This window comes from Vreelandella sp. 162(4c) (assembly GCF_058152265.1).
In genome coordinates, this window is sequence record NZ_CM176981.1 from 2340060 (window position 1) to 2360979 (window position 20920).

Annotated in this window: 17 protein-coding genes and 4 tRNA genes; 6 read left to right on the plus strand and 15 right to left on the minus strand. The window is 55.4% G+C overall.

The window, feature by feature from the left end; all coding sequences use genetic code 11:
• Window position 1: 1 nt before the first annotated feature.
• From rpoB to AC4EYZ_RS10810, 13 genes are all read right to left on the minus strand, one after another.
• Complete coding sequence (gene rpoB / locus AC4EYZ_RS10750; protein ID WP_490204261.1) at window positions 2–4078, minus strand: DNA-directed RNA polymerase subunit beta; 4077 nt, start codon at window positions 4076–4078, stop codon at window positions 2–4.
• Window positions 4079–4423: 345 nt separating this feature from the next.
• Window positions 4424–4792: a 50S ribosomal protein L7/L12 gene (gene rplL / locus AC4EYZ_RS10755; RefSeq protein ID WP_022520870.1), complete on the minus strand. Its 369-nt coding sequence runs from the start codon at window positions 4790–4792 to the stop codon at window positions 4424–4426.
• 112 nt (window positions 4793–4904) lie between these two features.
• Window positions 4905–5405, minus strand: coding sequence for a 50S ribosomal protein L10 (gene rplJ, locus AC4EYZ_RS10760; protein WP_022520871.1), 501 nt, complete (start codon window positions 5403–5405; stop codon window positions 4905–4907).
• A 319-nt stretch (window positions 5406–5724) separates the two neighbouring features.
• A complete protein-coding gene (gene rplA, locus AC4EYZ_RS10765; protein WP_022520872.1) occupies window positions 5725–6417 on the minus strand; it encodes a 50S ribosomal protein L1 in 693 nt (230 codons plus the stop codon).
• A gap of 2 nt (window positions 6418–6419) precedes the next feature.
• On the minus strand, window positions 6420–6851 hold the full coding sequence (gene rplK, locus AC4EYZ_RS10770; protein ID WP_007112017.1) for a 50S ribosomal protein L11: 432 nt from the start codon (window positions 6849–6851) through the stop codon (window positions 6420–6422).
• 132 nt (window positions 6852–6983) lie between these two features.
• Window positions 6984–7517, minus strand: coding sequence for a transcription termination/antitermination protein NusG (nusG, locus tag AC4EYZ_RS10775; RefSeq protein WP_138800117.1), 534 nt, complete (start codon window positions 7515–7517; stop codon window positions 6984–6986).
• Between the two features lie 8 nt (window positions 7518–7525).
• Window positions 7526–7909: a preprotein translocase subunit SecE gene (gene secE, locus AC4EYZ_RS10780; protein WP_022520874.1), complete on the minus strand. Its 384-nt coding sequence runs from the start codon at window positions 7907–7909 to the stop codon at window positions 7526–7528.
• 73 nt (window positions 7910–7982) lie between these two features.
• A tRNA-Trp gene (locus AC4EYZ_RS10785) sits at window positions 7983–8058 on the minus strand.
• A gap of 232 nt (window positions 8059–8290) precedes the next feature.
• Window positions 8291–8365, minus strand: a tRNA-Thr gene (locus AC4EYZ_RS10790).
• Between the two features lie 13 nt (window positions 8366–8378).
• Window positions 8379–8452 (minus strand) — tRNA-Gly (locus AC4EYZ_RS10795).
• 106 nt (window positions 8453–8558) lie between these two features.
• Window positions 8559–8642 (minus strand) — tRNA-Tyr (locus tag AC4EYZ_RS10800).
• Between the two features lie 119 nt (window positions 8643–8761).
• Window positions 8762–9601: a type III pantothenate kinase gene (locus AC4EYZ_RS10805; protein ID WP_009288152.1), complete on the minus strand. Its 840-nt coding sequence runs from the start codon at window positions 9599–9601 to the stop codon at window positions 8762–8764.
• The gene (locus tag AC4EYZ_RS10810) at window positions 9598–10593 is read right to left on the minus strand and encodes a biotin--[acetyl-CoA-carboxylase] ligase (protein WP_009288153.1); all 996 of its coding nucleotides are present in this window, start codon (window positions 10591–10593) and stop codon (window positions 9598–9600) included. The genes AC4EYZ_RS10805 and AC4EYZ_RS10810 overlap by 4 nt, the downstream gene beginning before the upstream one ends.
• Before the next feature lie 230 nt (window positions 10594–10823).
• On the opposite strand from AC4EYZ_RS10810, the gene typA reads away from it, so the two are divergent.
• The 6 genes from typA to AC4EYZ_RS10840 all read left to right on the plus strand — a co-directional run bounded on the left by typA (window position 10824) and on the right by AC4EYZ_RS10840 (window position 18339).
• Window positions 10824–12674: a translational GTPase TypA gene (gene typA, locus AC4EYZ_RS10815; protein WP_053856923.1), complete on the plus strand. Its 1851-nt coding sequence runs from the start codon at window positions 10824–10826 to the stop codon at window positions 12672–12674.
• Between the two features lie 258 nt (window positions 12675–12932).
• On the plus strand, window positions 12933–14378 hold the full coding sequence (locus AC4EYZ_RS10820; RefSeq protein WP_474191284.1) for a sodium-dependent transporter: 1446 nt from the start codon (window positions 12933–12935) through the stop codon (window positions 14376–14378).
• 50 nt (window positions 14379–14428) lie between these two features.
• Entirely contained in the window at window positions 14429–15199 is a 771-nt protein-coding gene (locus tag AC4EYZ_RS10825) for an ABC transporter ATP-binding protein (protein WP_474191285.1), read from the plus strand.
• A gap of 74 nt (window positions 15200–15273) precedes the next feature.
• A complete protein-coding gene (locus tag AC4EYZ_RS10830; RefSeq protein WP_474191286.1) occupies window positions 15274–15993 on the plus strand; it encodes an ABC transporter ATP-binding protein in 720 nt (239 codons plus the stop codon).
• Between the two features lie 16 nt (window positions 15994–16009).
• Window positions 16010–17014 (plus strand): branched-chain amino acid ABC transporter permease, encoded by a 1005-nt coding sequence (locus AC4EYZ_RS10835; protein WP_474191287.1) that lies wholly within the window; start codon window positions 16010–16012, stop codon window positions 17012–17014.
• Window positions 17014–18339, plus strand: a complete 1326-nt coding sequence (locus AC4EYZ_RS10840; protein WP_027958789.1) for a branched-chain amino acid ABC transporter permease — start codon at window positions 17014–17016, stop codon at window positions 18337–18339. The genes AC4EYZ_RS10835 and AC4EYZ_RS10840 overlap by 1 nt, the downstream gene beginning before the upstream one ends.
• 144 nt (window positions 18340–18483) lie before the next feature.
• Here the strand turns inward: AC4EYZ_RS10840 and AC4EYZ_RS10845 are convergent, their stop codons facing one another.
• A complete protein-coding gene (locus tag AC4EYZ_RS10845) occupies window positions 18484–19476 on the minus strand; it encodes a Fic family protein (RefSeq protein WP_474191288.1) in 993 nt (330 codons plus the stop codon).
• 151 nt (window positions 19477–19627) lie between these two features.
• Complete coding sequence (locus AC4EYZ_RS10850; RefSeq protein ID WP_474191289.1) at window positions 19628–20836, minus strand: ABC transporter substrate-binding protein; 1209 nt, start codon at window positions 20834–20836, stop codon at window positions 19628–19630.
• Window positions 20837–20920: the final 84 nt, after the last annotated feature.

Sequence of the window (20920 nt, forward strand, 5' to 3'; positions counted from 1 at the left end):
CCTAGCTCTCTAACTCGATATCGATGCCCAGCGAGCGGATTTCCTTCACGAGTACGTTGAAGGATTCCGGCATGCCTGCCTGCATGGTGTGGTCGCCATCCACGATGTTTTTGTACATCTTGGTGCGGCCTTCGACGTCGTCCGACTTGACGGTGAGCATCTCTTGTAGCGTGTATGCAGCGCCGTAAGCTTCCAGCGCCCACACTTCCATCTCACCGAAGCGCTGACCACCGAATTGCGCCTTACCACCCAAGGGCTGCTGGGTAACCAGCGAGTAAGAACCAGTAGAACGCGCATGCATCTTGTCGTCTACCAAGTGGTTAAGCTTCAGCATGTACATGTAGCCAACGGTGACCGGACGGTCAAAAGCATCACCGGTACGGCCATCGAACAGGGCCATCTGACCCGACTCGGGGATGTTCGCCAGCTTCAGCAGGTGCTTGATTTCGTGCTCTTTGGCACCGTCAAACACCGGCGTGGCCATAGGCACACCACCTTTGAGGTTCTTCGCCAGGGCGATGATCTCGTCATCCGTCAGGGAGTCGAGATCTTCAACGCGCGTACCTTGCGTATTGTAGATCTGACCCAGGAAATCACGGATCTCGGCCACTTGCTGTCCACGTGCGTCGCGCAGCATGGCTTCGATCTTGACGCCCAAGCCACGTGCCGCCATACCCAGGTGGGTTTCCAAAATCTGACCGACGTTCATACGCGACGGTACGCCCAGCGGGTTCAGCACCACGTCGACCGGCTCGCCCTTTTCATCAAACGGCATGTCTTCGATGGGCATAATCGCCGAGATAACACCTTTGTTACCGTGACGACCGGCCATCTTGTCACCCGGCTGGATGCGACGCTTAACCGCCATATAGACTTTGACGATTTTTAGCACGCCCGGTGCGAGATCGTCGCCCTGGGTCAGCTTGCGCTTCTTATCTTCAAAGCGCTCGTCCATCTCTTTACGACGGGTTTCCAGCTGTTCGTCGGCCTGTGCCAGCAGCTCGTTGTAGGACTCATCCTGCATGCGCAGTTTGAACCACTGCTGACGCGGCAATTCATCCAGGTATGCCTCGTCGAGCACGTCACCTTTCTTGAGGTTCGGGCCGCCGTTAACAGCCTGACCGTCAAGGGTACGCTTTAGACGCTCAAAAGTGGCGTCTTCGGCGATACGGTAAGTCTCTTGGAGATCCTTACGAACTTCGTCAAGCTGAGTGCGCTCGATCGACAGGGCGCGTGAATCTTTCTCAACGCCGTCACGAGTAAACACCTGAACGTCGATGACCGTACCTTTCATGCCGGTGGGGGCACGCAGGGAAGTGTCTTTAACGTCAGACGCTTTCTCACCGAAGATGGCACGTAGCAGCTTCTCTTCAGGCGTCAGCTGGGTTTCACCCTTCGGCGTTACTTTACCGACCAGAATATCGCCCGGGCCGACTTCGGCACCGATGTAGACAACGCCCGCTTCATCCAGCTTGGAGAGCGCAGACTCGCCCACGTTAGGGATATCGGAGGTAATTTCTTCCGAGCCCAACTTGGTGTCGCGGGACACACAGGTCAGTTCCTGAATGTGGATCGTGGTGAAACGGTCTTCTTGAACGACCCGCTCGGAAAGCAGGATGGAGTCCTCGAAGTTGTAACCGTTCCAGGGCATAAACGCGATGCGCATGTTCTGGCCCAGCGCCAGGTCGCCCATATCCACCGACGGGCCGTCAGCGAGAATATCGCCACGTGCCACGCTGTCGCCAGGCCGCACGATGGGGCGCTGGTTCATACAGGTGTTCTGGTTCGAGCGGGTGTACTTGGTCAGGTTGTAGATATCAACGCCGGCTTCACCGCCGATGATTTCATCTTCATTAACCCGTACCACGACACGACGCGCATCGACGGAATCAATCACGCCGCCGCGATTGGCCACCGCACAGACGCCGGAGTCACGGGCAACAAAGCGCTCCATGCCCGTACCTACCAGCGGCTTATCGGCACGCAGGGTCGGTACCGCCTGACGCTGCATGTTGGAACCCATCAAGGCGCGGTTGGCGTCATCGTGCTCCAGGAACGGAATCAATGCCGCTGCGACTGATACAACCTGACGTGGCGACACGTCCATTAGCGTCACTTGTTCAGGACGCATAAAGGTCGTTTCACCGCGGTGACGAACCTGAACCAGGTCATCACTTAACTTGTTGGACTCATCTACCGCTGCTGATGCCTGGGCGATAACGAAATCGCCCTCTTCGATCGCCGAGAGGTGAACGATGTCGTCGGTCAACTGACGATCAACCACTTTACGGTACGGCGTTTCGAGGAAACCGTAGCTGTTAGTGTGGCTGTAAGTGGCCAGCGAGTTAATCAGACCGATGTTCGGGCCTTCTGGCGTTTCGATCGGGCATAGACGCCCGTAGTGCGTGGCGTGAACGTCACGTACTTCGAAGCCAGCACGCTCACGGGTCAAACCACCGGGGCCGAGTGCCGACACACGACGCTTGTGGGTAACCTCAGAAAGCGGGTTGTTCTGATCCATAAACTGCGAAAGCTGGCTGGAACCGAAGAACTCCTTCACCGCCGCCGCGACCGGCTTGGCGTTGATCAAGTCTTGGGGCATCAGGCCTTCGCTTTCCGCCATGGAAAGACGCTCTTTCACGGCGCGCTCTACACGCACCAGGCCTACGCGGAACTGGTTCTCTGCCATCTCGCCCACACAGCGAATACGGCGGTTACCCAGGTGATCGATATCGTCAACGTCACCGAAGCCGTTACGGATACTGATCAGCTCGCGCAGCACATCAAGAATGTCTTTGCGATCCAGTACGCCGGAGCCCGTGTCAGTATCACGACGCAGGCGACGGTTGAACTTCATGCGGCCAACGCCAGACAGGTCGTAGCGGTCCTCAGAGAAGAACAGGTTGTTAAACAGCGTCTCGGCAGACTCTTTGGTGGGCGGTTCGCCGGGACGCATCATGCGGTAAATTTCGACTAACGCTTCAAGCGCGGAATTAGTAGCATCCAGCTTCAAGGTGTCGGAAATGAATGAACCGCAGTCGAGATCATTGGTGTAGAGCGTTTCCACCAAGGTAATGCCACCCTGGGCCATGCGCTCAAGCACCTCGGGAGTGATCTCGGTATTACACGGGCAGATCAGCTCGCCTGTTTTGGAGTCGATTTGATCTTTAGCCAGCGTTTTGCCGAACAGGTACTCCATCGGCACGTCCAGACGCTCAAGGCCGGCTTTTTCAAGCTGACGAATGTGCTTCTGGGTAATCCGACGCCCCTCTTCAACGATCACATTGCCTTCGCCATCCTTGATGTCGAAAGTAGCTGTCTCGCCGCGCAGGCGCGACGGAACCAACTCAACATAGAAACCGGATTTCTCAATGTGGAAGACGCTGGTTTCAAAGAACTCGGCCAGGATCTCTTCGGTGTTCATCCCCAGCGCACGCATCAGTACCGAGGCCGGCAGCTTGCGGCGACGGTCAATACGTACGAAAACGTTATCCTTGGGGTCAAACTCGAAGTCTAACCAGGAGCCACGATAAGGAATCACGCGAGCTGAATAGAGCAGCTTGCCGGAAGAGTGGCTCTTACCTTTGTCGTGATCGAAGAACACACCGGGCGAGCGGTGGAGCTGGGAGACGATAACCCGCTCAGTACCGTTGATAACAAAGGTACCGTTCTCAGTCATCAGGGGGATTTCCCCCATGTAGACTTCTTGCTCTTTAATATCTTTAATTGCTTTGTTCGAGGAGTCGCGATCATAGATGATCAAGCGAACCTTGACGCGCAGCGGGGCGGAGTAAGTCACGCCGCGCAGCTGGCACTCCTTAACATCGAACGCCGGCGTGCCAAAGCGGTAGCTGACATACTCAAGCGCTGCATTGCCGGAGAAGCTCTCAATCGGAAACACGGACTTGAATGCCGCGTGCAGACCGACCTCGTGACGCTCGTCGGGCGAACGATCTTGCTGGAGGAAGTCGTAATAGGAATCAAGCTGGATCGCCAGCAAGTAAGGCACATCCATCACTTGGGGCAGTTTGCCGAAATCCTTGCGGATGCGTTTTTTCTCAGTATATGAGTAAGCCATCTGTATTCCCCAGCTTGTTCACCATGGGTGACCGATGCGTGGTCATCTGCCCTTCGAGCTTCGTCAGACACAGACAGCAAGCTCCTCAATCGGTAGCTCGCCGTCGAAAATCTAGTTCGATAACTCAGTCGTCGATAACACTGTAGTCGATAACACTATCTTCAATAACGCCATCTTCAATAACGCTTTTACGTTTCTGTCGTGGCTACTCTCAATGAGCAGTACTGCTGTCGTTCAATATCACCGAGTGTTCGACACCAGCTACAACAGAAAAAGGCCGGCAGCGGGAAATCCCGCCGCCAGCCGTGGAAGCTTACGCAGCGCGTAAAGCCGTCCGCACAAGGCTTACTTGAGCTCGACGGTTGCGCCCGCTTCTTCCAGCTTGGCTTTAGCTGCTTCAGCGTCGTCTTTAGACAGACCTTCTTTGATGGTCGCCGGAGCGCCGTCAACAGCACCTTTAGCTTCTTTCAAGCCAAGGCCAGTGATCTCACGTACTGCTTTGATCACGTTAACTTTCTTGTCGCCAGCAGCGGTCAGAACTACGTCAAACTCAGTCTGTTCTTCAGCTACTTCGCCGCCAGCAGCCGGACCAGCCATTACGGCAGCGGCAGCAGAAACGCCGAATTTCTCTTCCATTGCTTCGATCAGCTCGACAACTTCCATTACGGTCATGTCGGCTACAGCATTGATGATATCGTCTTTAGACAGTGCCATTGTTTCATTCCTAACTTTGCGGGAGTCTCGGTCAGCCGAGGACTCAGGATTCATTGCTCGGTTCAGGCAGCGCCCTGGTTAGACCGTTTACGCCACCTGCAAGAAGAACTGCTTATGCAGCTTCTTGCTTCTGGTCGCGCAGAGCGGCCAGAGTACGAACCAGCTTGCCAGCGGAGGCTTCTTTCATTACCGACATCAACTTGGCAATTGCTTCGTCGTGAGTCGGTAGGGTTGCCAGACGGTCGATGTCAGCAGCCGGAATCAGCTCACCTTCGTAGGCCAACGCTTTTACTTCGAAGTTCTTGTCCGCTTTAGCAAACTCTTTGAACAGACGAGCGGCAGCGCCCGGATGATCAGTAGAGAAGGCCAACAACGTAGGACCAACGAAGCTATCGTTCAAGCACTCCCACTGAGTGCCCTCGAGAGCGCGGCGAGCCAGCGTATTACGTACAACACGCAGCTCTACACCATTCTCACGCGCCTGCTTGCGCAGATCGGTCATTTTACCAACCGTAACGCCGCGAGAATCAGCAACTACGACGGAGAGTGCGCCCTTGGCCGCTTCACTGACCTCGGCAACAATCGCTTTCTTGCCTTCAAGTGCTAGTGGCACAGTGATCACTCCTTCGTGCCGGAACCCAGGAAGGTTCCGGTGGTTACCATCTCTCCCCACTCTGCTGTGCTAAAAGCGCTGCAAAGCGGGAAGCCTTGGGGATGGTGCTCACCAGAAAGCCGTCTTAAGCTTAACCAACTGGCGGCCACACCATCTGCGCAGGCGCTTATAGGGCAATTAAGCCGCCCTTGTAAGTACTTGCGTACTTATCAAGCGCGGCACCTGCGGTCTTTGACGATGCCCCGGCCAGTGATAGCCACCAAACGGGGGACCGCAAAGTTCTTGCTCGGTTCCTACAAAAAAACCAACGATGACTCGCTTACGCGAAAGCAGAGTGATCGATTGTCAAACCCGGGCCCATGGTAGTAGACAGGGTCATTTTTTTGAAGTAAATGCCTTTAGACGAGCTCGGCTTGAGGCGCTTCAGGTCAGCAACCAGTGCCTCCAGGTTGCCGTTAATCGCTGAGGCGTCAAAATCCACTTTACCCAGGGTAGTGTGGATGATGCCGTTCTTGTCAGTACGGAAACGCACCTGACCCGCTTTGGCATTTTTAACCGCCGTCGCCACGTCGGGCGTTACGGTGCCAACTTTCGGGTTAGGCATTAGGCCACGCGGGCCTAGAATTTGACCTAGTTGACCTACAACGCGCATAGCATCGGGCGAAGCGATAACGACGTCAAAATCCATCACGCCTTTTTTCACTTGCTCAGCCAAGTCGTCCATACCCACGATGTCGGCGCCGGCTTCTTTAGCGGCATCGGCATTAGCACCTTGGGTGAAGACTGCAACGCGTACGTCTTTACCGGTACCGTTAGGCATGACGGTAGCGCCACGCACAACCTGGTCGGATTTGCGTGGATCAACGCCCAGGTTGATGGCGACATCAACAGACTCTTTGAATTTAACAGTAGACAGCTCAGAGAGCAGCGCAACCGCTTCTTCAATAGAGTAGGCTTTAGTAGTGTCTACTTTTTCGCGAATGATTTTCGCACGCTTAGACAGTTTAGCCATGATCAGAGACCCTCCACGTTTAGGCCCATGCTGCGAGCGCTGCCAGCAATGGTGCGTACAGCGGCATCGAGATTCGCAGCCGTCAAATCAGGCTCTTTAGTCTTGGCGATCTCTTCAAGCTGTTCACGCGTTACGGTGCCGACCTTCTTCTTGTTCGGCTCACCAGAACCGGACTTGATGCCAGCGGCTTTTTTCAGCAGCACGGCAGCAGGCGGCGTCTTGGTGACGAACGTGAAGCTACGGTCAGAGTAGACGGTGATCACGACTGGCGTCGGCAGGCCCGGCTCAATTTCTTGAGTCGCGGCGTTGAACGCCTTACAGAATTCCATGATGTTCACGCCGTGCTGACCCAGCGCAGGGCCTACCGGCGGACTTGGATTGGCTTTACCTGCAGCAACCTGCAGCTTGATATAAGCCTGTACTTTCTTGGCCATCTTTAACACTCCAGTTGGGTAATAGCGCCCGAAGGCTCCCCGGTACCAGTGAAACAGCTGACTAGCCATTTCACACGAATTAACACTTACCGCTTACTTACCATTCACTAGCTACTACTAACTATTCACTAGTTACTCTTTCTCGACCTGAGAGAACTCTAACTCAACAGGTGTAGAGCGCCCGAAGATCAGCACGCTGACATGCAGACGACTCTTTTCATAATTAACTTCTTCGACAACACCGTTGAAATCGGCAAACGGCCCATCGATAACGCGCACTGACTGGCCCGGTTCAAACATCGTTTTAGGCCGCGGCTTGTCAGTACCGTCTTTAACGCGCAGCAAAATTGCGTCTGCTTCACGAGAAGTAATTGGCGCTGGCTTCTCTTTTGTTCCACCGATAAAGCCCATAACACGCGGCGTCTCATTGACGAGGTGCCATGTTTCGTCGGCCATTTCCATCTCGACTAGTACGTAGCCGGGATAAAATTTGCGCTCGCTCTTGCGACGCTTGCCGTCACGCATTTCGACAACTTCTTCGGTCGGCACCAGAATTTCGCCAAAGCGATCTTCCATACCGTACATCTTCACACGCTCAATCAATGAGCGCATGACATGCTTTTCAAAGCCAGAATAAGCGTGAACGACGTACCAACGTTTGGACATGAAAGCTCCTAACCAATGACGCCGGACATCGCCCAGCCAAGAAGAGTGTCGATCAACCACAGCATTAGCCCCACCACCAAGACGGCCACTAGCACAATGGCCGTGGTCTGAATGGTTTCGGGACGGGTCGGCCATACAACGCGCTGAATCTCTTTCTTGGCGCTTCTGGCAAGCTCTACTAAATCACGACCTTTGGTAGTGGTTAGCGCGATCAAACCCGCAATCACACACAACACCACCACACCAAGCACGCGGTAGAGCAGGCCAATATCGGCGAAATAGGTATTACCAACAACAGCAACGACAAGCAGCGCTACGACCGCCGCCCACTTGAGCCCGTCATGGCGCGTCTGTTGCACCTCGGCGCCATGTTTTACAGAACCAGGCTTCATAAAAACGAGACTCCTCAGGGTGCGGCGAACGATAAAAGAATTTTGGAAAAAGACATACCAACCTGGGGAAGGTTGGCAGGCCAGGAGGGAATCGAACCCCCAACCTGCGGTTTTGGAGACCGCTGCTCTGCCAATTGAGCTACTGGCCTGTATCGTCGTACTGACTTTCTATCTTCGTACTTTCTAGACTTTCTAACGTCTATCTACTTTTTGCTTCTTACTTCTGTTAACAAGCGTCTTTTCGACCGCCTATACAACAGCGGGCGCCATGGTAGCGGAGAATCCCACACCTGACAACCCCTTCTTTACGCTCAAGCGTCACAAAAACCCACCCAAACGCAGAGACAAAAAAAGCGAGCTTCGCTCGCTTGATCTGCAATATGGAGCTCATGGACGGAATTGAACCGTCGACCTCACCCTTACCAAGGGTGTGCTCTACCCCTGAGCTACATGAGCTAAACACATCAACTGGAGCGGGCGGCGGGAATCGAACCCGCACCATCAGCTTGGAAGGCTGAGGTTCTACCATTGAACTACGCCCGCCGAACTTGCCTATAGAATGACAATCCGCTGCACGAGAAACAGTAGCTAACGCCCGCTTACCGGCTTTTCATTCCCAAACACTGAACAGTTCAGCACCTGATAAACTTGGTGGAGAGGGAAGGATTCGAACCTTCGAAGCTTTCGCGGCAGATTTACAGTCTGCTCCCTTTGGCCACTCGGGAACCTCTCCAACTGTGGCGGCACATTATGCCAGCCTCCAAAACAGTGTCAAGCTAGATATTTACTTAATTTATCGTAGCTTGCGATGCCAGTGCATCTTCTGCCTGCCTTGGAACGCGCTGCATTCTGTCAAAGCAGCATGGAGAATGCAAGTGCCGCGCGAATCTTTTCTAGCGCTACCGGCTCAGGCACCCGCGGCGCACCCGACATTTTGCCCGCACGCTCGGCGAAAGTCATCGGAAAGCACGCCTCTAAGCCGCCATAAACCATATCCGGCCACACCGCATGAGGCACCTGCACTCCCCGTGAGACAACGCGCGCATCCCCCCCCGTCAACAGCATTGGCAGCGCCACACCCTCTTGATCGCACACTTCGCTATAAATGCGGTTAATGGCACTGACGGCGGCCATATAAATACCATGATTAACCGCATCAACGGTGCGTCGTCCTGGCTCCAGCAACTCATCGGCCTCACTTTCAGGGTCGATGGCCACATTGCGAGTACCCAGCTTCAGGCTCTCTTTCATCAGGCGAAGACCGGGGATAATAAAGCCGCCCAGGTGCTGGCCGCCTGGCAGCACAAAGTCGATAGTAATCGCGCTGCCACAATCCACCGCACAGCAACCGCCTGCTAGCTGATAGCCCGCCAGCGCCCCCATCCAACGATCGACGCCTAAACGCCCCGGCTCTTCGTAGCCATTAACCACGCCTAGTGCCTCATGGGTTGAGTGCGCCACGTGCACATGACGCACCCGGCGGCGCAACAAGGCGACCGTCTCTTCCAGCACGGCTGCCCTGGCAACGCTTGATATACGCACCGCCTCGACCACGTCCAGGTCGGGAATATCAGCCCCTGGGCGCCACTCCTCCCGGGTCCACACAGCCCCGCGGGAACGTATCTCGCTACTCTCGGCATCCTTGAGCCGCCATTTAGACAGCGTGTTGCCGATATCCAGATCCAGAATCATAAACGCCTGCGCACGCTGATCTCACCGCCGGCTAGGCGTCGCGAGTGACCATTTTCGGCAACCCAGAGGTTACCACTCTCATCCACTTCTCCGGCGATCGCATCGCTGGTCTGCTGTCCTTGAATCACTCTAATCGGCAGCCCCGCATAGGCGTGACGCTGATTCCACGCATCCCGCCAGGCGGCAAAGCCATGTTGTTCAAAGTTAGCCAGCATCGCCAGCAGGCCCGACACTACGTCTGAGGCCAACTGATTACGCGAGATATCCGGCAGTCGCTCGAAAAGCGCCGCAACAGGTTGGTCGATCGCTGCCCGCTGGGCAGCGGGCAGCCAAAGATTCATGCCCATACCAATGACGACTTCGCAGGGGCCTGCGGCATCCCCGGTCACTTCGATAAGAATACCGGCCAGCTTGCCTAACTCGTCGCCTGGGCCATCACCCTGCTCGGAGAGCAGGATATCGTTAGGCCACTTAAGCTTCGGCGCCACACCATGCTGCTCAAGCACTTGGGCAACCACAACGCCTACCGCCAAGCTCAAGCCCTCCAGCACCGCAATACCCGACTCAAAGCGCCAGCCCAGCGATAGCATTAAGCTCTGACCCCAGGGCGTCGACCAGACACGACCACGGCGCCCACGTCCCGCCGTTTGCAGCTCAACCAGGCACACTTCGCCATGCCCGGCGCCCTGCTCAAAGCGTTGGCGCAGATACTCATTGCTGGAGGGTAACTGGTCCTCAACAAACAGGCGCGCAAGGTGGTGGCGCGCCTGTGCGGGCAGCCGCTCCACGATTTTAGCGCCCTCCAAGGGCTCCAGGCGCTGCGAGAGCTGGTAGCCACGGCCTTTCACCGCCACTACCTCCACCCCTAGTGCTTCCAGTTTTTTTAACTGTTTCCACACCGCCGCACGAGAAATACCCAGCGCTTCACCCAGCTGCTCGCCAGAGTGAACCTCGCCATCGCTTAACAAACGCATCAGGTTGCCGATGGTCATGCTCCTGCCCCAGTGGGAAAAGCGCTAGTCTAGCGGATGGAGGTTCATGGCGAAAACATTCCTAGACCAAGGTTGATATGAGAGGCAGTAATATCAGCGAAGCCTTCGACATGGTAGAATGGCTATTGGACGCAAGCCCTGAGCCAAGATGGTCGGCAAATTGCCAGCCCTTGCGACCCGCATTTTCCGACCCGTGGACGAACGGGTGTTCACAAGAGTTCTCTCTCAGCATGCAAAACCAGCAAAACTCCAGCGCGGTTAATAACCTGCGCAACGTCGCGATCATAGCCCACGTTGACCATGGTAAAACCACACTGGTCGACAAGCTCCTGAGCCAGTCCGGCACCCTTGACCGTAAAGCAGAAGGTCAAGAGCGCATCATGGACTCAAACGATCAGGAAAAAGAGCGTGGCATTACCATTCTGGCCAAAAATACGGCCATTCAATGGCAAGACAGCCAAGGTAACGGCTACCACATCAACATCGTGGATACGCCTGGGCACGCCGATTTCGGCGGCGAGGTTGAGCGCGTCATGTCAATGGTCGATTCGGTGCTACTGCTAGTAGACGCCGTTGATGGCCCGATGCCGCAAACCCGCTTTGTGACCCAGAAAGCATTCGCCCAAGGCCTGAAGCCGATCGTGGTGGTCAACAAAATTGACCGTCCCGGCGCACGCCCTGACTGGGTTATCGACCAGATTTTTGACCTGTTCGACAACCTCGGTGCGTCTGACGAACAGCTCGATTTCCCAATCATCTACTGCTCTGCCCTAAACGGCATTGCCGGTATGGATCCTGAAGAGCTGGCGGACAACATGGATCCCATGTTCCAGGCCATCGTCGATATCGTCGAGCCGCCGAAGGTTGAGCTTGACGGCCCCTTCCAGATGCAGATCTCTGCGCTGGATTACAACAGCTATGTAGGCGTTATCGGCCTGGGTCGCATCAAGCGTGGCGCGGTGAAACCGAACCAGCAGGTGTCGATCATCGGCGTTGACGGCAATGTGCGTAAGGGCAAAATCGGTCAGGTCATGACCCATATGGGCCTTGAGCGCGTGCAGACCAACGAAGCCACCGCGGGCGACATCGTCTGTGTTACCGGCATCGACGATCTGTCGATTTCGGATACGCTATGCGATCCGGCCAAGGTCGAAGCGCTGCCGCCACTGTCCGTCGACGAACCGACCGTTTCAATGACCTTCCAGGTCAACGATTCACCGTTCGCCGGTAAAGACGGTAAGTTTGTGACCAGCCGCAACATCAAGGATCGCCTTGATCAAGAGCTGATTCACAACGTGGCCCTGCGCGTTGAGCAGGGCGAAACCCCTGAGAAGTTCAAGGTTTCTGGCCGTGGCGAGCTGCACCTCTCGGTGCTGATCGAAACCATGCGCCGTGAAGGCTTTGAGCTGGCCGTAGGCCGCCCCGAAGTCATCATCAAAGAGATCGACGGTGAGAAGCAGGAGCCCTACGAAGAGGTCATCATCGACTGTGAAGAGCAGCACCAAGGCTCGATCATGGAAGAGCTGGGCTACCGTAAAGGTGAGATGACCAACATGCTGCCGGACGGTAAAGGACGGGTTCGCCTGGACTTCATCATTCCTGCCCGCGGTTTGATCGGTTTCCGTGGCCAGTTCCTGACCCTGACCTCAGGCACCGGCATCCTGACCAGCCGCTTTGATCACTACGGCCCGCTGAAGCCTGAAGCCTCTATTGAGCGTCGTAACGGCGTGCTGGTTTCGATGGTCGACGGTAAAGCCCTTGCCTATGCGCTGTATGCGCTGCAAGAGCGCGGCAAGCTGATTATCGATCACGCCACGGAAGTTTACGAAGGCATGCTGATCGGTATCAACAACCGCGCTAACGACATGGTGGTTAACCCCACCAAAGGCAAGAAGCTCGACAACATGCGCTCCACCGGTAACGATGAAAACATCGTCTTAACCCCGCCGGTTAAGTTCTCCCTGGAGCAGGCCATCGAGTTCCTCGACTCTGACGAGCTCGTCGAAGTCACGCCGGCGCACATCCGCCTGCGCAAAAAGCTGCTGAAAGAGACCGAGCGTAAGCGTTACAGCAAGAAGTAATCCGCTCCAAGCAGTCAGTACCCAAAAACCCGCGAAAGCGGGTTTTTTTATGCCTCATTGCCACACTTCATGACCGCTCAATAGCTGCCAAGATACTTCCCTAAACGCAGCCTAAACGCTAATACGCTGGAAAGGCGGCGCGTTCTATCGCACAGTAACGCTAAATTCAGCGCGTCCAAGGCACGCTGACATCGCCACATTCATACAGGTGTTTGGATACCACCCCATTCTGACGCCCAACCACGGACACTCTTACCCATGAGCGGTCATAACGTCTGGACGCATAAAGGCACTTTTCTTCTCGCCGCCGTTGGCTCCGCCGTCGGCTTGGGCAATCTGTGGCGCTTCCCCTACCTCAGCGGTGAAAACGGTGGCGGTGCTTTTATACTGGTCTACGCATTGACGATCTTCGCCGTTGGCATACCGATTCTGATTGCCGAGATCATGCTGGGTCGCACCAGCCGCCAGAGCCCGATTATGGGTATGCGGCACCTGACCAAAACCCATGGCACCTCACGGGCCTGGGAAACGATCGGTTGGCTGGGCGCTGCCTCGGCGTTTTTGATTTTAAGCTTCTATTCGGTGATTGCCGGCTGGGCGATTCACTACACTTGGCTGATGCTAACCGGCTCACTGGTCGGTGCCGACGCTCAGACCATTAGCACTGGCTTTGACGCACTACTGGCCGCCCCTGGCCTAATGACGCTCTATCACACTCTTTTCATTGCCGCGTCCGCGCTGATTGTCGGCATGGGGATTCATAAAGGCATCGAATCAGGCCTTCGCATTATGATGCCCGCGCTGTTTGTGATTCTGTTGGTGGTGCTGGCCTACGGCGTAGTGAATGGCGATATAGGTGCCGCTGCCAGCTTCCTGTTTACCTTTAATATCGCCGACCTCAGCCTTGAAGGCTGGCTGCAGGCCATGGGCCAGTCATTCTTCACCCTTAGCCTGGGGATGGGGGCAATTATGGCTTACGGCGCTTACATGCCCAGCGAGATCTCACTAACCCGCACCGCCTTTGCTGTTGCCATCGTCGATACCGCCGTGGCGATGGTGGCGGGCCTGGCCATTTTTGCTCTGGTGTTTGGCGCCGGTCTGGAAACCGGGCAAGGCCCTGGGCTGATGTTTGTTACCCTTCCGCTGGCGTTTGCCGAAATGCCGTTTGGCGCTTTGGTCGGCGGCGTGTTCTTTATTCTGGTGCTAGGCGCCGCTATCAGCTCCTCTATTTCGTTGATCGAGCCCGTCGCGGCGTTCCTGGTGGAGCGTTTCGACATGACCCGCCCACAAGCCGTTACCATTATGGTGATTGCCGCCTGGGCAATGGGTCTGTTGACGGTGGTTAGCTTCAATATGTGGGCCGAGGGGACGATTTTCCATAGCCTGTTTGGGCGCAGTGCGTTTGAGTTTATCGAGCTACTCACCAATATATTTATGCCGGTGGGCGGCCTGCTGATAGCCCTATTCGCCGGTTGGGCGCTAACCCAGAGCGAAGTGATGAAGGAACTGGGCAGCAGCGTCACTTGGTTTAAATTCTGGCGGTTTCTGGTGCGCTTTGTGGCCCCCGCCGCCGTAGCCTTTGTGTTTTTACGCACCATTCCTCAGGTGGATGGCTATCTTATCCCCACCCTCGGCGCACTGCTCATTATTGGTGCCTTTGCAGCCAGTCAGCGGTGGCTGAAAAAACCACGACAAACAACTTAATAACAGTGTGCAGGCGGCTTAATTAGCCGCCTGTATCGCGTGGAGACACCATGACCCCTCTTATTGAAGTACAGCGAGTCAACAAAGCGTTCGGCGGCCTACAGGTGATTAATGACTGCTCCATTCAAGTGGAGAAGGGCTCCATTACCGGGATGATTGGCCCCAACGGCGCGGGGAAATCAACCTTGTTTAATCTCATTGCTGGCGCCCTGACGCCTGACAGCGGCCATGTGCTGCTTGATGGAGAAGACATTACCTCGCTCAGCGCCGACCAGCGCTTTCATCGCGGCTTATTGCGCACCTTTCAGATCGCCCACGAGTTCAGCCAGATGAGCGCGCTGGAAAACCTCATGATGGTACCGCCCAAGCAAGCCGGTGAAGACCTCTTCAGTGCCTGGCTAAAGCCTGGCAAGGTGCAGCGGGAAGAGGCTGAGGTGCGCCGTCGTGCCCTGGAAGTCATCGACTTTGTTGGCCTACACCATGTACGCAACGAACTGGCGGGTAATTTGTCCGGGGGGCAAAAGAAACTGCTGGAGCTTGGCCGCACCATGATGACCAACGCCAAGATCGTGCTACTTGATGAGATCGCCGCCGGGGTGAACCGCACCCTACTGGGCGATTTGATCGGTAATATTGAGCGGCTCAACCGCGAAATGGGTTACACCTTCCTGGTCATTGAGCACGATATGGAGATGATTGCCCGCCTTTGCGACCCGGTTATCGTGCTGGCTCAGGGCAGCGTGATGGTGGAGGGGCATATCCACGACATCCAGAATAATCCTGAGGTCATCGAGGCCTACTTCGGTACCGATGCCGCTTAAGTGTGACGTTTTCTCCCGTTAGCCAATTAATATAATGATGTCGCTGCCAAGCGACCTTGCTGGAATACTTTCATATGTCATCAACAACCAGGCCATTAATCGACGCACGGGATGTGCACGGCGGCTATGGCGGCATGAACATCCTTAACGGGGTGAACATGACGCTGGCAGCCGATGAGGTCGGTGTTATTGTCGGCCCTAACGGGGCGGGTAAATCCACCATGCTGAAAGCGGTCTTTGGCCTGCTGCATGTTAATCAGGGCGAAATACTGCTTAACGGCCAGCCAATCCAAAACCTGCCGCCTAACCAGTTAGTGCAGCGCGGCATGGGCTTTGTACCCCAGGAGAAGAACGTTTTTCCCAGCCTTTCGGTGCAGGAAAACCTGGAGATGGGTGCCTTTTTAAAGCCGCAAAACGTCAAGCGCATGCTCGCTCAGATCTACGAGTTTTTCCCACCGCTATACGAAAAGCGCCGCCAGCCTGCCGGTGAGCTTTCCGGTGGACAGCGCCAAATGGTCGCCATGGGCCGCGCCCTGATGGCCGAGCCGAGCCTACTGTTGCTGGACGAACCCACCGCGGGGCTGTCGCCACTGTATATGAATGAAATCTTTGACCGCGTCAAACAGATCAACGCCGCTGGCGTGGGTATTTTGATGGTGGAACAGAATGCCAAACAGGCACTCGCGATAGCCGATAAAGGCTTTGTGCTGGCCGCTGGTCAAAACCGCTTTACCGACACCGGAGCGGCCCTTCTCGCCGATCCTGATGTCGCCAAAAGCTTTTTGGGCGGCTAGCCCCAGGGAGATACACGTGAACGAACTGGTTTTTTTCATTAATAATGTGGTGATTTCGGGCAGCGTCAGCGGCTCCATTTATGCCATCGGGGCAGTTGGGGTAACGCTGATTTTCAGCATTATGCGCTTTGCCCACTTCGCCCACGCCGACATGATGACCTTCGGCGCCTTTATGGTGCTGTTACTCACCACGCTATTTCCGGCGGCTGGCGCCAGCCTAGGTGTACCCACCGCCGTGCTAATGCTGCCTCTGGCGATGCTGCTCACCGCCGCTTTGGCCGTGGGGATCGACAAAACCTTCTATAAGCCGCTACGCGCCCATGGGGTAAAGCCAATCGTGTTAGTGATTGGCTCACTGGGTGTCACGTTAATTTTGCAGGGTTTGATTCGCCTGTTTTCCGGTACCGGCGGGCAGAGCCTCTATGTAGATGATCGCAAGGAGATCTTTCGCCTGGCGCTACCCTTTGAGGGCGCCCGGGCGCCGATTGTGGTAACCGAACCGCAAATCTACCTGTTTGTGATTACCCTCGTCGCCGTTGTGGCGCTGCACCTTTTTCTTAACCGTTCGCGGCTGGGCAAGGCAATGCGCGCCATGTCGGATAATCCTGAACTCGCCCAAGCATCGGGGATCAATACCAATACCATTGTGGCGGTAACCTGGATCATTGCGGGTGCCCTGGCCGCCATTGCAGGAACACTGCTCTCCCTGGATGTCACTTTCAAGCCCGACTTAAGCTTCTTCCTGCTACTGCCTATTTTTGCTGCTGCCATCGTGGGCGGTGTGGGCCACCCTTATGGGGCGATTGTCGGTGGCTTTGTGGTCGGCTTTGCCGAGACACTGGCCGTGTTCAACTGGAACGTGCTACTACGTCCCTTCCGCGACAGCCTGCCCGCCTGGCTCGAGCTACCGTCGAATCTGGCCTTTGTGGGTACCGAGTACAAAATTGTGGTGCCGTTTTTCATTCTGGTAGCCATTTTGGTGTGGCGTCCCACCGGACTCTTTAAGGGCAAGGTGATCTAATGAGCAACTCAGAAAAAACGCGCAACCCTGCCTACACTCCCCAAGACGCCACGTCTGCCCGTCGCTTCCCGCTGCGCGAGCTGATTCTGTTTGGTGTGCTGCTCGTAGCGGTTTTGGCGGTCTACGCCATCATGGGCGCCGCCTACAGCACGCGCATGCTGGTAGAAGCTGCCTGCTACGCCATCCTCGCGCTAGGATTAACCATCCAGTGGGGCTATGCCGGTCAGTTCAACGCCGGGGTAATGGGCTTTGTCGCCCTGGGTGGCTTCTGTGCGATGTTTTTCAGTGTACCGGTCAACGATGCCTTCTGGGGCACGGCGCTACCCGGCGAATTTGGCCGCGTGCTGCTTTATGGCGCAGCCGCTATTGTATTGATTGTTGGCGCCAGCAAGCTGGATCGACTGGGCGTACCCAAGCCCCTGCGTACATTTATCGCGGTGGTGCTGGGTGTCGTGCTTTACCTCGTGGTGATTAGCCAGCTGCGTGAAGTCACTGATGCGATTGAAAGCCAGGCAGGCTTCGTCGGTGGGCTGGGCTTACCGCCCTGGATCGGCTGGATTGTCGGTGGCGCGCTGGCGGGTGGCGTCGGCTACTTTATTGGCCATATCTGTTTGGGCTTACGCAGCGACTACCTAGCCATTGCCACCCTGGGCATTGCCGAAATCATTAAAGCGTTTTTGAAAAACTCTGATTGGCTGACCCGAGGCACCGCCACGGTGTCACCGCTCCCCTGGCCAACGCCGGGCCCTGCCGAGCTGGGGTTTACCCTATCGCGAGCGATTTATCTTTCGTTTACCGCGGTGATCATTGCGGTGATCTTCTTTCTGCTCAATCGCGCCTACAACGCCCCCTGGGGTCGTATGATCCGGGCGATTCGCGATAATGAAGTCTCCGCTGCGGCGATGGGTAAGGACATCAACAAACGGCGTCTGGAAATCTTCGTGCTAGGCTGCATTCTGATGGGCTTGGGCGGCGGCATACTGGGCACCTTCAACAGCCTCTTCGACCCTCAAGGCTACCTGCCGCTTAACCATACCTTCCTGGTGTTGGTGATGGTGATACTTGGCGGGCCGGGCAATAACCTGGGCACTATTTTTGGCGCTGTGGCAGTGTACATTATCTGGATTATGTCCGAGCCCCTGGCGCTGTTCTTAATGCAGCTAGCCGTGGCCTTTGGCGAAGGCGCTTTCGGCTGGGATGCACCAGGCAATATGGATAGCCGCGCCCTGCAGGCACGGGTGCTGGTGATTGGCTTATTGATCACCATGGTGCTGCGCTTCGCGCCCAAAGGGCTACTACCCGAGAAAATCAAAAGTCACAGTTGATGGGACAATTGATATGACCGATGAGCTAAGCCCGGCGCGCCAGATCTGGCGCGCTTTCGGGCAGCAACAGGTCACCAAGCGCCTTCAGTACGACAAGTTTTGGTAACAATCAATACTCGTATAACGAAAAGCGTGGGGTGGGGCTCACTCACTGATAATCTCCCAATGGCCCGACTTATCTGACCCTACTCTTTTCAACCTGCCCGCTTGCTGTAACTTGGCCATCGCACGGCCAATAGTACGTATGTCTTTCCCTGTGGTGTCGGCTATTTGCTGGCGAGTAATCGCCGGGTTGTGCTGAATTAACGCCATGATCGCTTCAGGTGTTTTTAGCCCAGAGACATTTACAGGGGCGTTTACAGGGACATTTACAGGGGCGTTTACAGGGGCGTTTTGTACTAGTGTCTGAGCGATGACCGATAACATAAAATGAATAAAGGGCGTGCTCTCGGCTTGCTGATCCGCTTGTTCGAGCGCTTGGTAATAGCGCTGCTGGTTGTCTTTGATAACGCTTTCCAGCGGCAACGATAAAAACAGCGGATGCCATTGCGACAAAATCAGCGTTTGCCACAAGCGTCCCATGCGACCATTGCCATCGTTAAAAGGATGGATAAATTCAAACTCGTAATGAAATACACTGCTGGTAATTAAAGGATGGTCTTTAGCCTGTTTTAGCCAATGGGTTAAATCCGCCATTAGCCCCGATACCTGATGAGCAGGTGGCGCAACATGATGTACTACATTCCCTTTGTGGATGCCCACCCCTTTATGCCGAAACTCGCCAGCATTTACCAGAATATCCGACATCATCAAGCCATGGGCGGTGAGTAAGTCATTGATGCTATCAGGTTGCAGCTTGGGTAAGGCATCGTAAGCCTGAATCGCCCCTTTGACCTCAGCCAACTCGCGCACACTCCCCATCACGCGCTGGCCGTCTACAATCGCGGTGACCTGCTCTTCAGTCAGGGTATTGCCTTCAATCGCCAACGTTCCGGTAATGGTTTTAATGCGGTTTTGCTTGCGCAACTGAGGCGAAGCATCCAGTGCATTAGCGTTCAGTCTGCCCACTTGCTCGCTGATCTCTGCGACCAGATTGAGAATATCGGCGGTGATGGTAAACGGGGGTTTATAACTCATGGGTTTAATCATCCCCCCACACATTCAGAATTTAATTCTGATCCTATCACACGTGGAATTGCAGGGAAGATTAAGGACAACAAGGTGGGCCATGCCAAATAAAAAATGCCCGACTTAATAAGCCCGGCATTTTTAACACTAATGCTGAGAATTAAAGATCAACCTGACCTTTGCTGGTAAAGGTGCCGTCTTCCACAGCCATCTCGACCACCACGCCAGGCACGTCGCCGTTGTCATCGAACTCATGCGAGCCAGAGGCGCCTTCGTAGTTGATATCGGTACCTGCGGTAATCAACTCAACCGCTTTTTCCCACTCGCCGGGCAGAATGACCTCGCCGGGGGCGCTGGAAACACTACGCAGCGCTTCGGAAAGGCCTTCACGCTCCGCGCTGCCGTTCTGCTCAATCGCCAACGCGATCAGGAAAGCGGCATCGTAGGCCTGGGCGGCAAATACTGCGCTTGGATCGAAGTCAGCAGCTTCGGCGGCTTCGATAAAGATATCGGTACCGGGCAGGTCAGGGCTGCCGGGGCGCGTGGCGATCATGCCATCCAGCACGTCTGCACCGATGGCTTCAATAAGGCTATCGCCGACCATGCCGTCAGCACCTACGTACTGGGTAAACATACCGCTTTCATAGGCTTGGCGCAGCACGGTCTGACCCGAGGTGTCGGCGTAGGCCAGCACGACGAGAGTATCCACGCCACTGACTGACAGTGAGCCTAGCTCAGAGCGATAATCCGCGCGGTTATCTTCGTGGGCAAGGTTCTCAGTAATCTCACCTCCGCCGGCTTCAAAAGCAGCGCTAAAGGCGTCAGAAAGCCCCTGACCATAATCATTGTTGACATAAGTGACCGCCACTGCGTCGATACCTTTTTCAAGCAACAGCTTGGCAAGAATCTCGCCCTGGAAAGCATCCGACGGCACGGTACGGAAGACGAGATCATTATCGTCCAGCTCAGATACCGCAGGGGCAGTAGAAGCGGGCGACACCATCAACACACCACCGGGAATGGCGGCGTTATTAGCCGCAGCAATGGTCGCACCAGTACACAGCGCACCGACAATCGCGGTGACATTTTCAGAGTTCACCATGCGGTCGGCGGCGTTAGAGGCAGCCGATGCATCGGAACAGGTGGTATCACCAGACGGCATCACCAACGTTTGGCCATCTAGAATGCCGCCCTGCTCATTGATCTGCTCTACAGCTAGCTGAGCACCTTCAAAAATGGGTGGCGTTAAACTTTCGATTCCCCCGGTAAAGCCGCCCAAGAAGCCAACTTTGACCTCTGCCTGTGCGAACCCGGTCATTGCCAGGGTTGAGGCCGCCACAGCGGTGGCTAATGCGCGCTTATTGATCATATTATTTGTCGCTCCCAGTGTCGTAAAAAGTTGTGCAATTTTTTAGTGTGCCTCAGCGGACAATCGTTAAGGCTGCTATTAATC

Bases quoted from the DNA above. Each gene is read 5' to 3' on its own strand.
- AC4EYZ_RS10805 (WP_009288152.1), bottom strand. From the start codon at position 9,601: ATGATTCTGGATCTGGATATCGGCAACACGCTGTCTAAATGGCGGCTC.
- AC4EYZ_RS10850 (WP_474191289.1), bottom strand. From the start codon at position 20,836: ATGATCAATAAGCGCGCATTAGCCACCGCTGTGGCGGCCTCAACCCTG.
- nusG (WP_138800117.1), bottom strand. From the start codon at position 7,517: ATGTCCAAACGTTGGTACGTCGTTCACGCTTATTCTGGCTTTGAAAAG.
- rplK (WP_007112017.1), bottom strand. From the start codon at position 6,851: ATGGCCAAGAAAGTACAGGCTTATATCAAGCTGCAGGTTGCTGCAGGT.
- AC4EYZ_RS10825 (WP_474191285.1), top strand. From the start codon at position 14,429: ATGACCCCTCTTATTGAAGTACAGCGAGTCAACAAAGCGTTCGGCGGC.
- AC4EYZ_RS10840 (WP_027958789.1), top strand. From the start codon at position 17,014: ATGAGCAACTCAGAAAAAACGCGCAACCCTGCCTACACTCCCCAAGAC.
- AC4EYZ_RS10810 (WP_009288153.1), bottom strand. From the start codon at position 10,593: ATGACCATCGGCAACCTGATGCGTTTGTTAAGCGATGGCGAGGTTCAC.
- AC4EYZ_RS10830 (WP_474191286.1), top strand. From the start codon at position 15,274: ATGTCATCAACAACCAGGCCATTAATCGACGCACGGGATGTGCACGGC.
- typA (WP_053856923.1), top strand. From the start codon at position 10,824: ATGCAAAACCAGCAAAACTCCAGCGCGGTTAATAACCTGCGCAACGTC.
- rplL (WP_022520870.1), bottom strand. From the start codon at position 4,792: ATGGCACTGTCTAAAGACGATATCATCAATGCTGTAGCCGACATGACC.
- AC4EYZ_RS10820 (WP_474191284.1), top strand. From the start codon at position 12,933: ATGAGCGGTCATAACGTCTGGACGCATAAAGGCACTTTTCTTCTCGCC.
- secE (WP_022520874.1), bottom strand. From the start codon at position 7,909: ATGAAGCCTGGTTCTGTAAAACATGGCGCCGAGGTGCAACAGACGCGC.
- rplA (WP_022520872.1), bottom strand. From the start codon at position 6,417: ATGGCTAAACTGTCTAAGCGTGCGAAAATCATTCGCGAAAAAGTAGAC.
- AC4EYZ_RS10845 (WP_474191288.1), bottom strand. From the start codon at position 19,476: ATGAGTTATAAACCCCCGTTTACCATCACCGCCGATATTCTCAATCTG.
- rpoB (WP_490204261.1), bottom strand. From the start codon at position 4,078: ATGGCTTACTCATATACTGAGAAAAAACGCATCCGCAAGGATTTCGGC.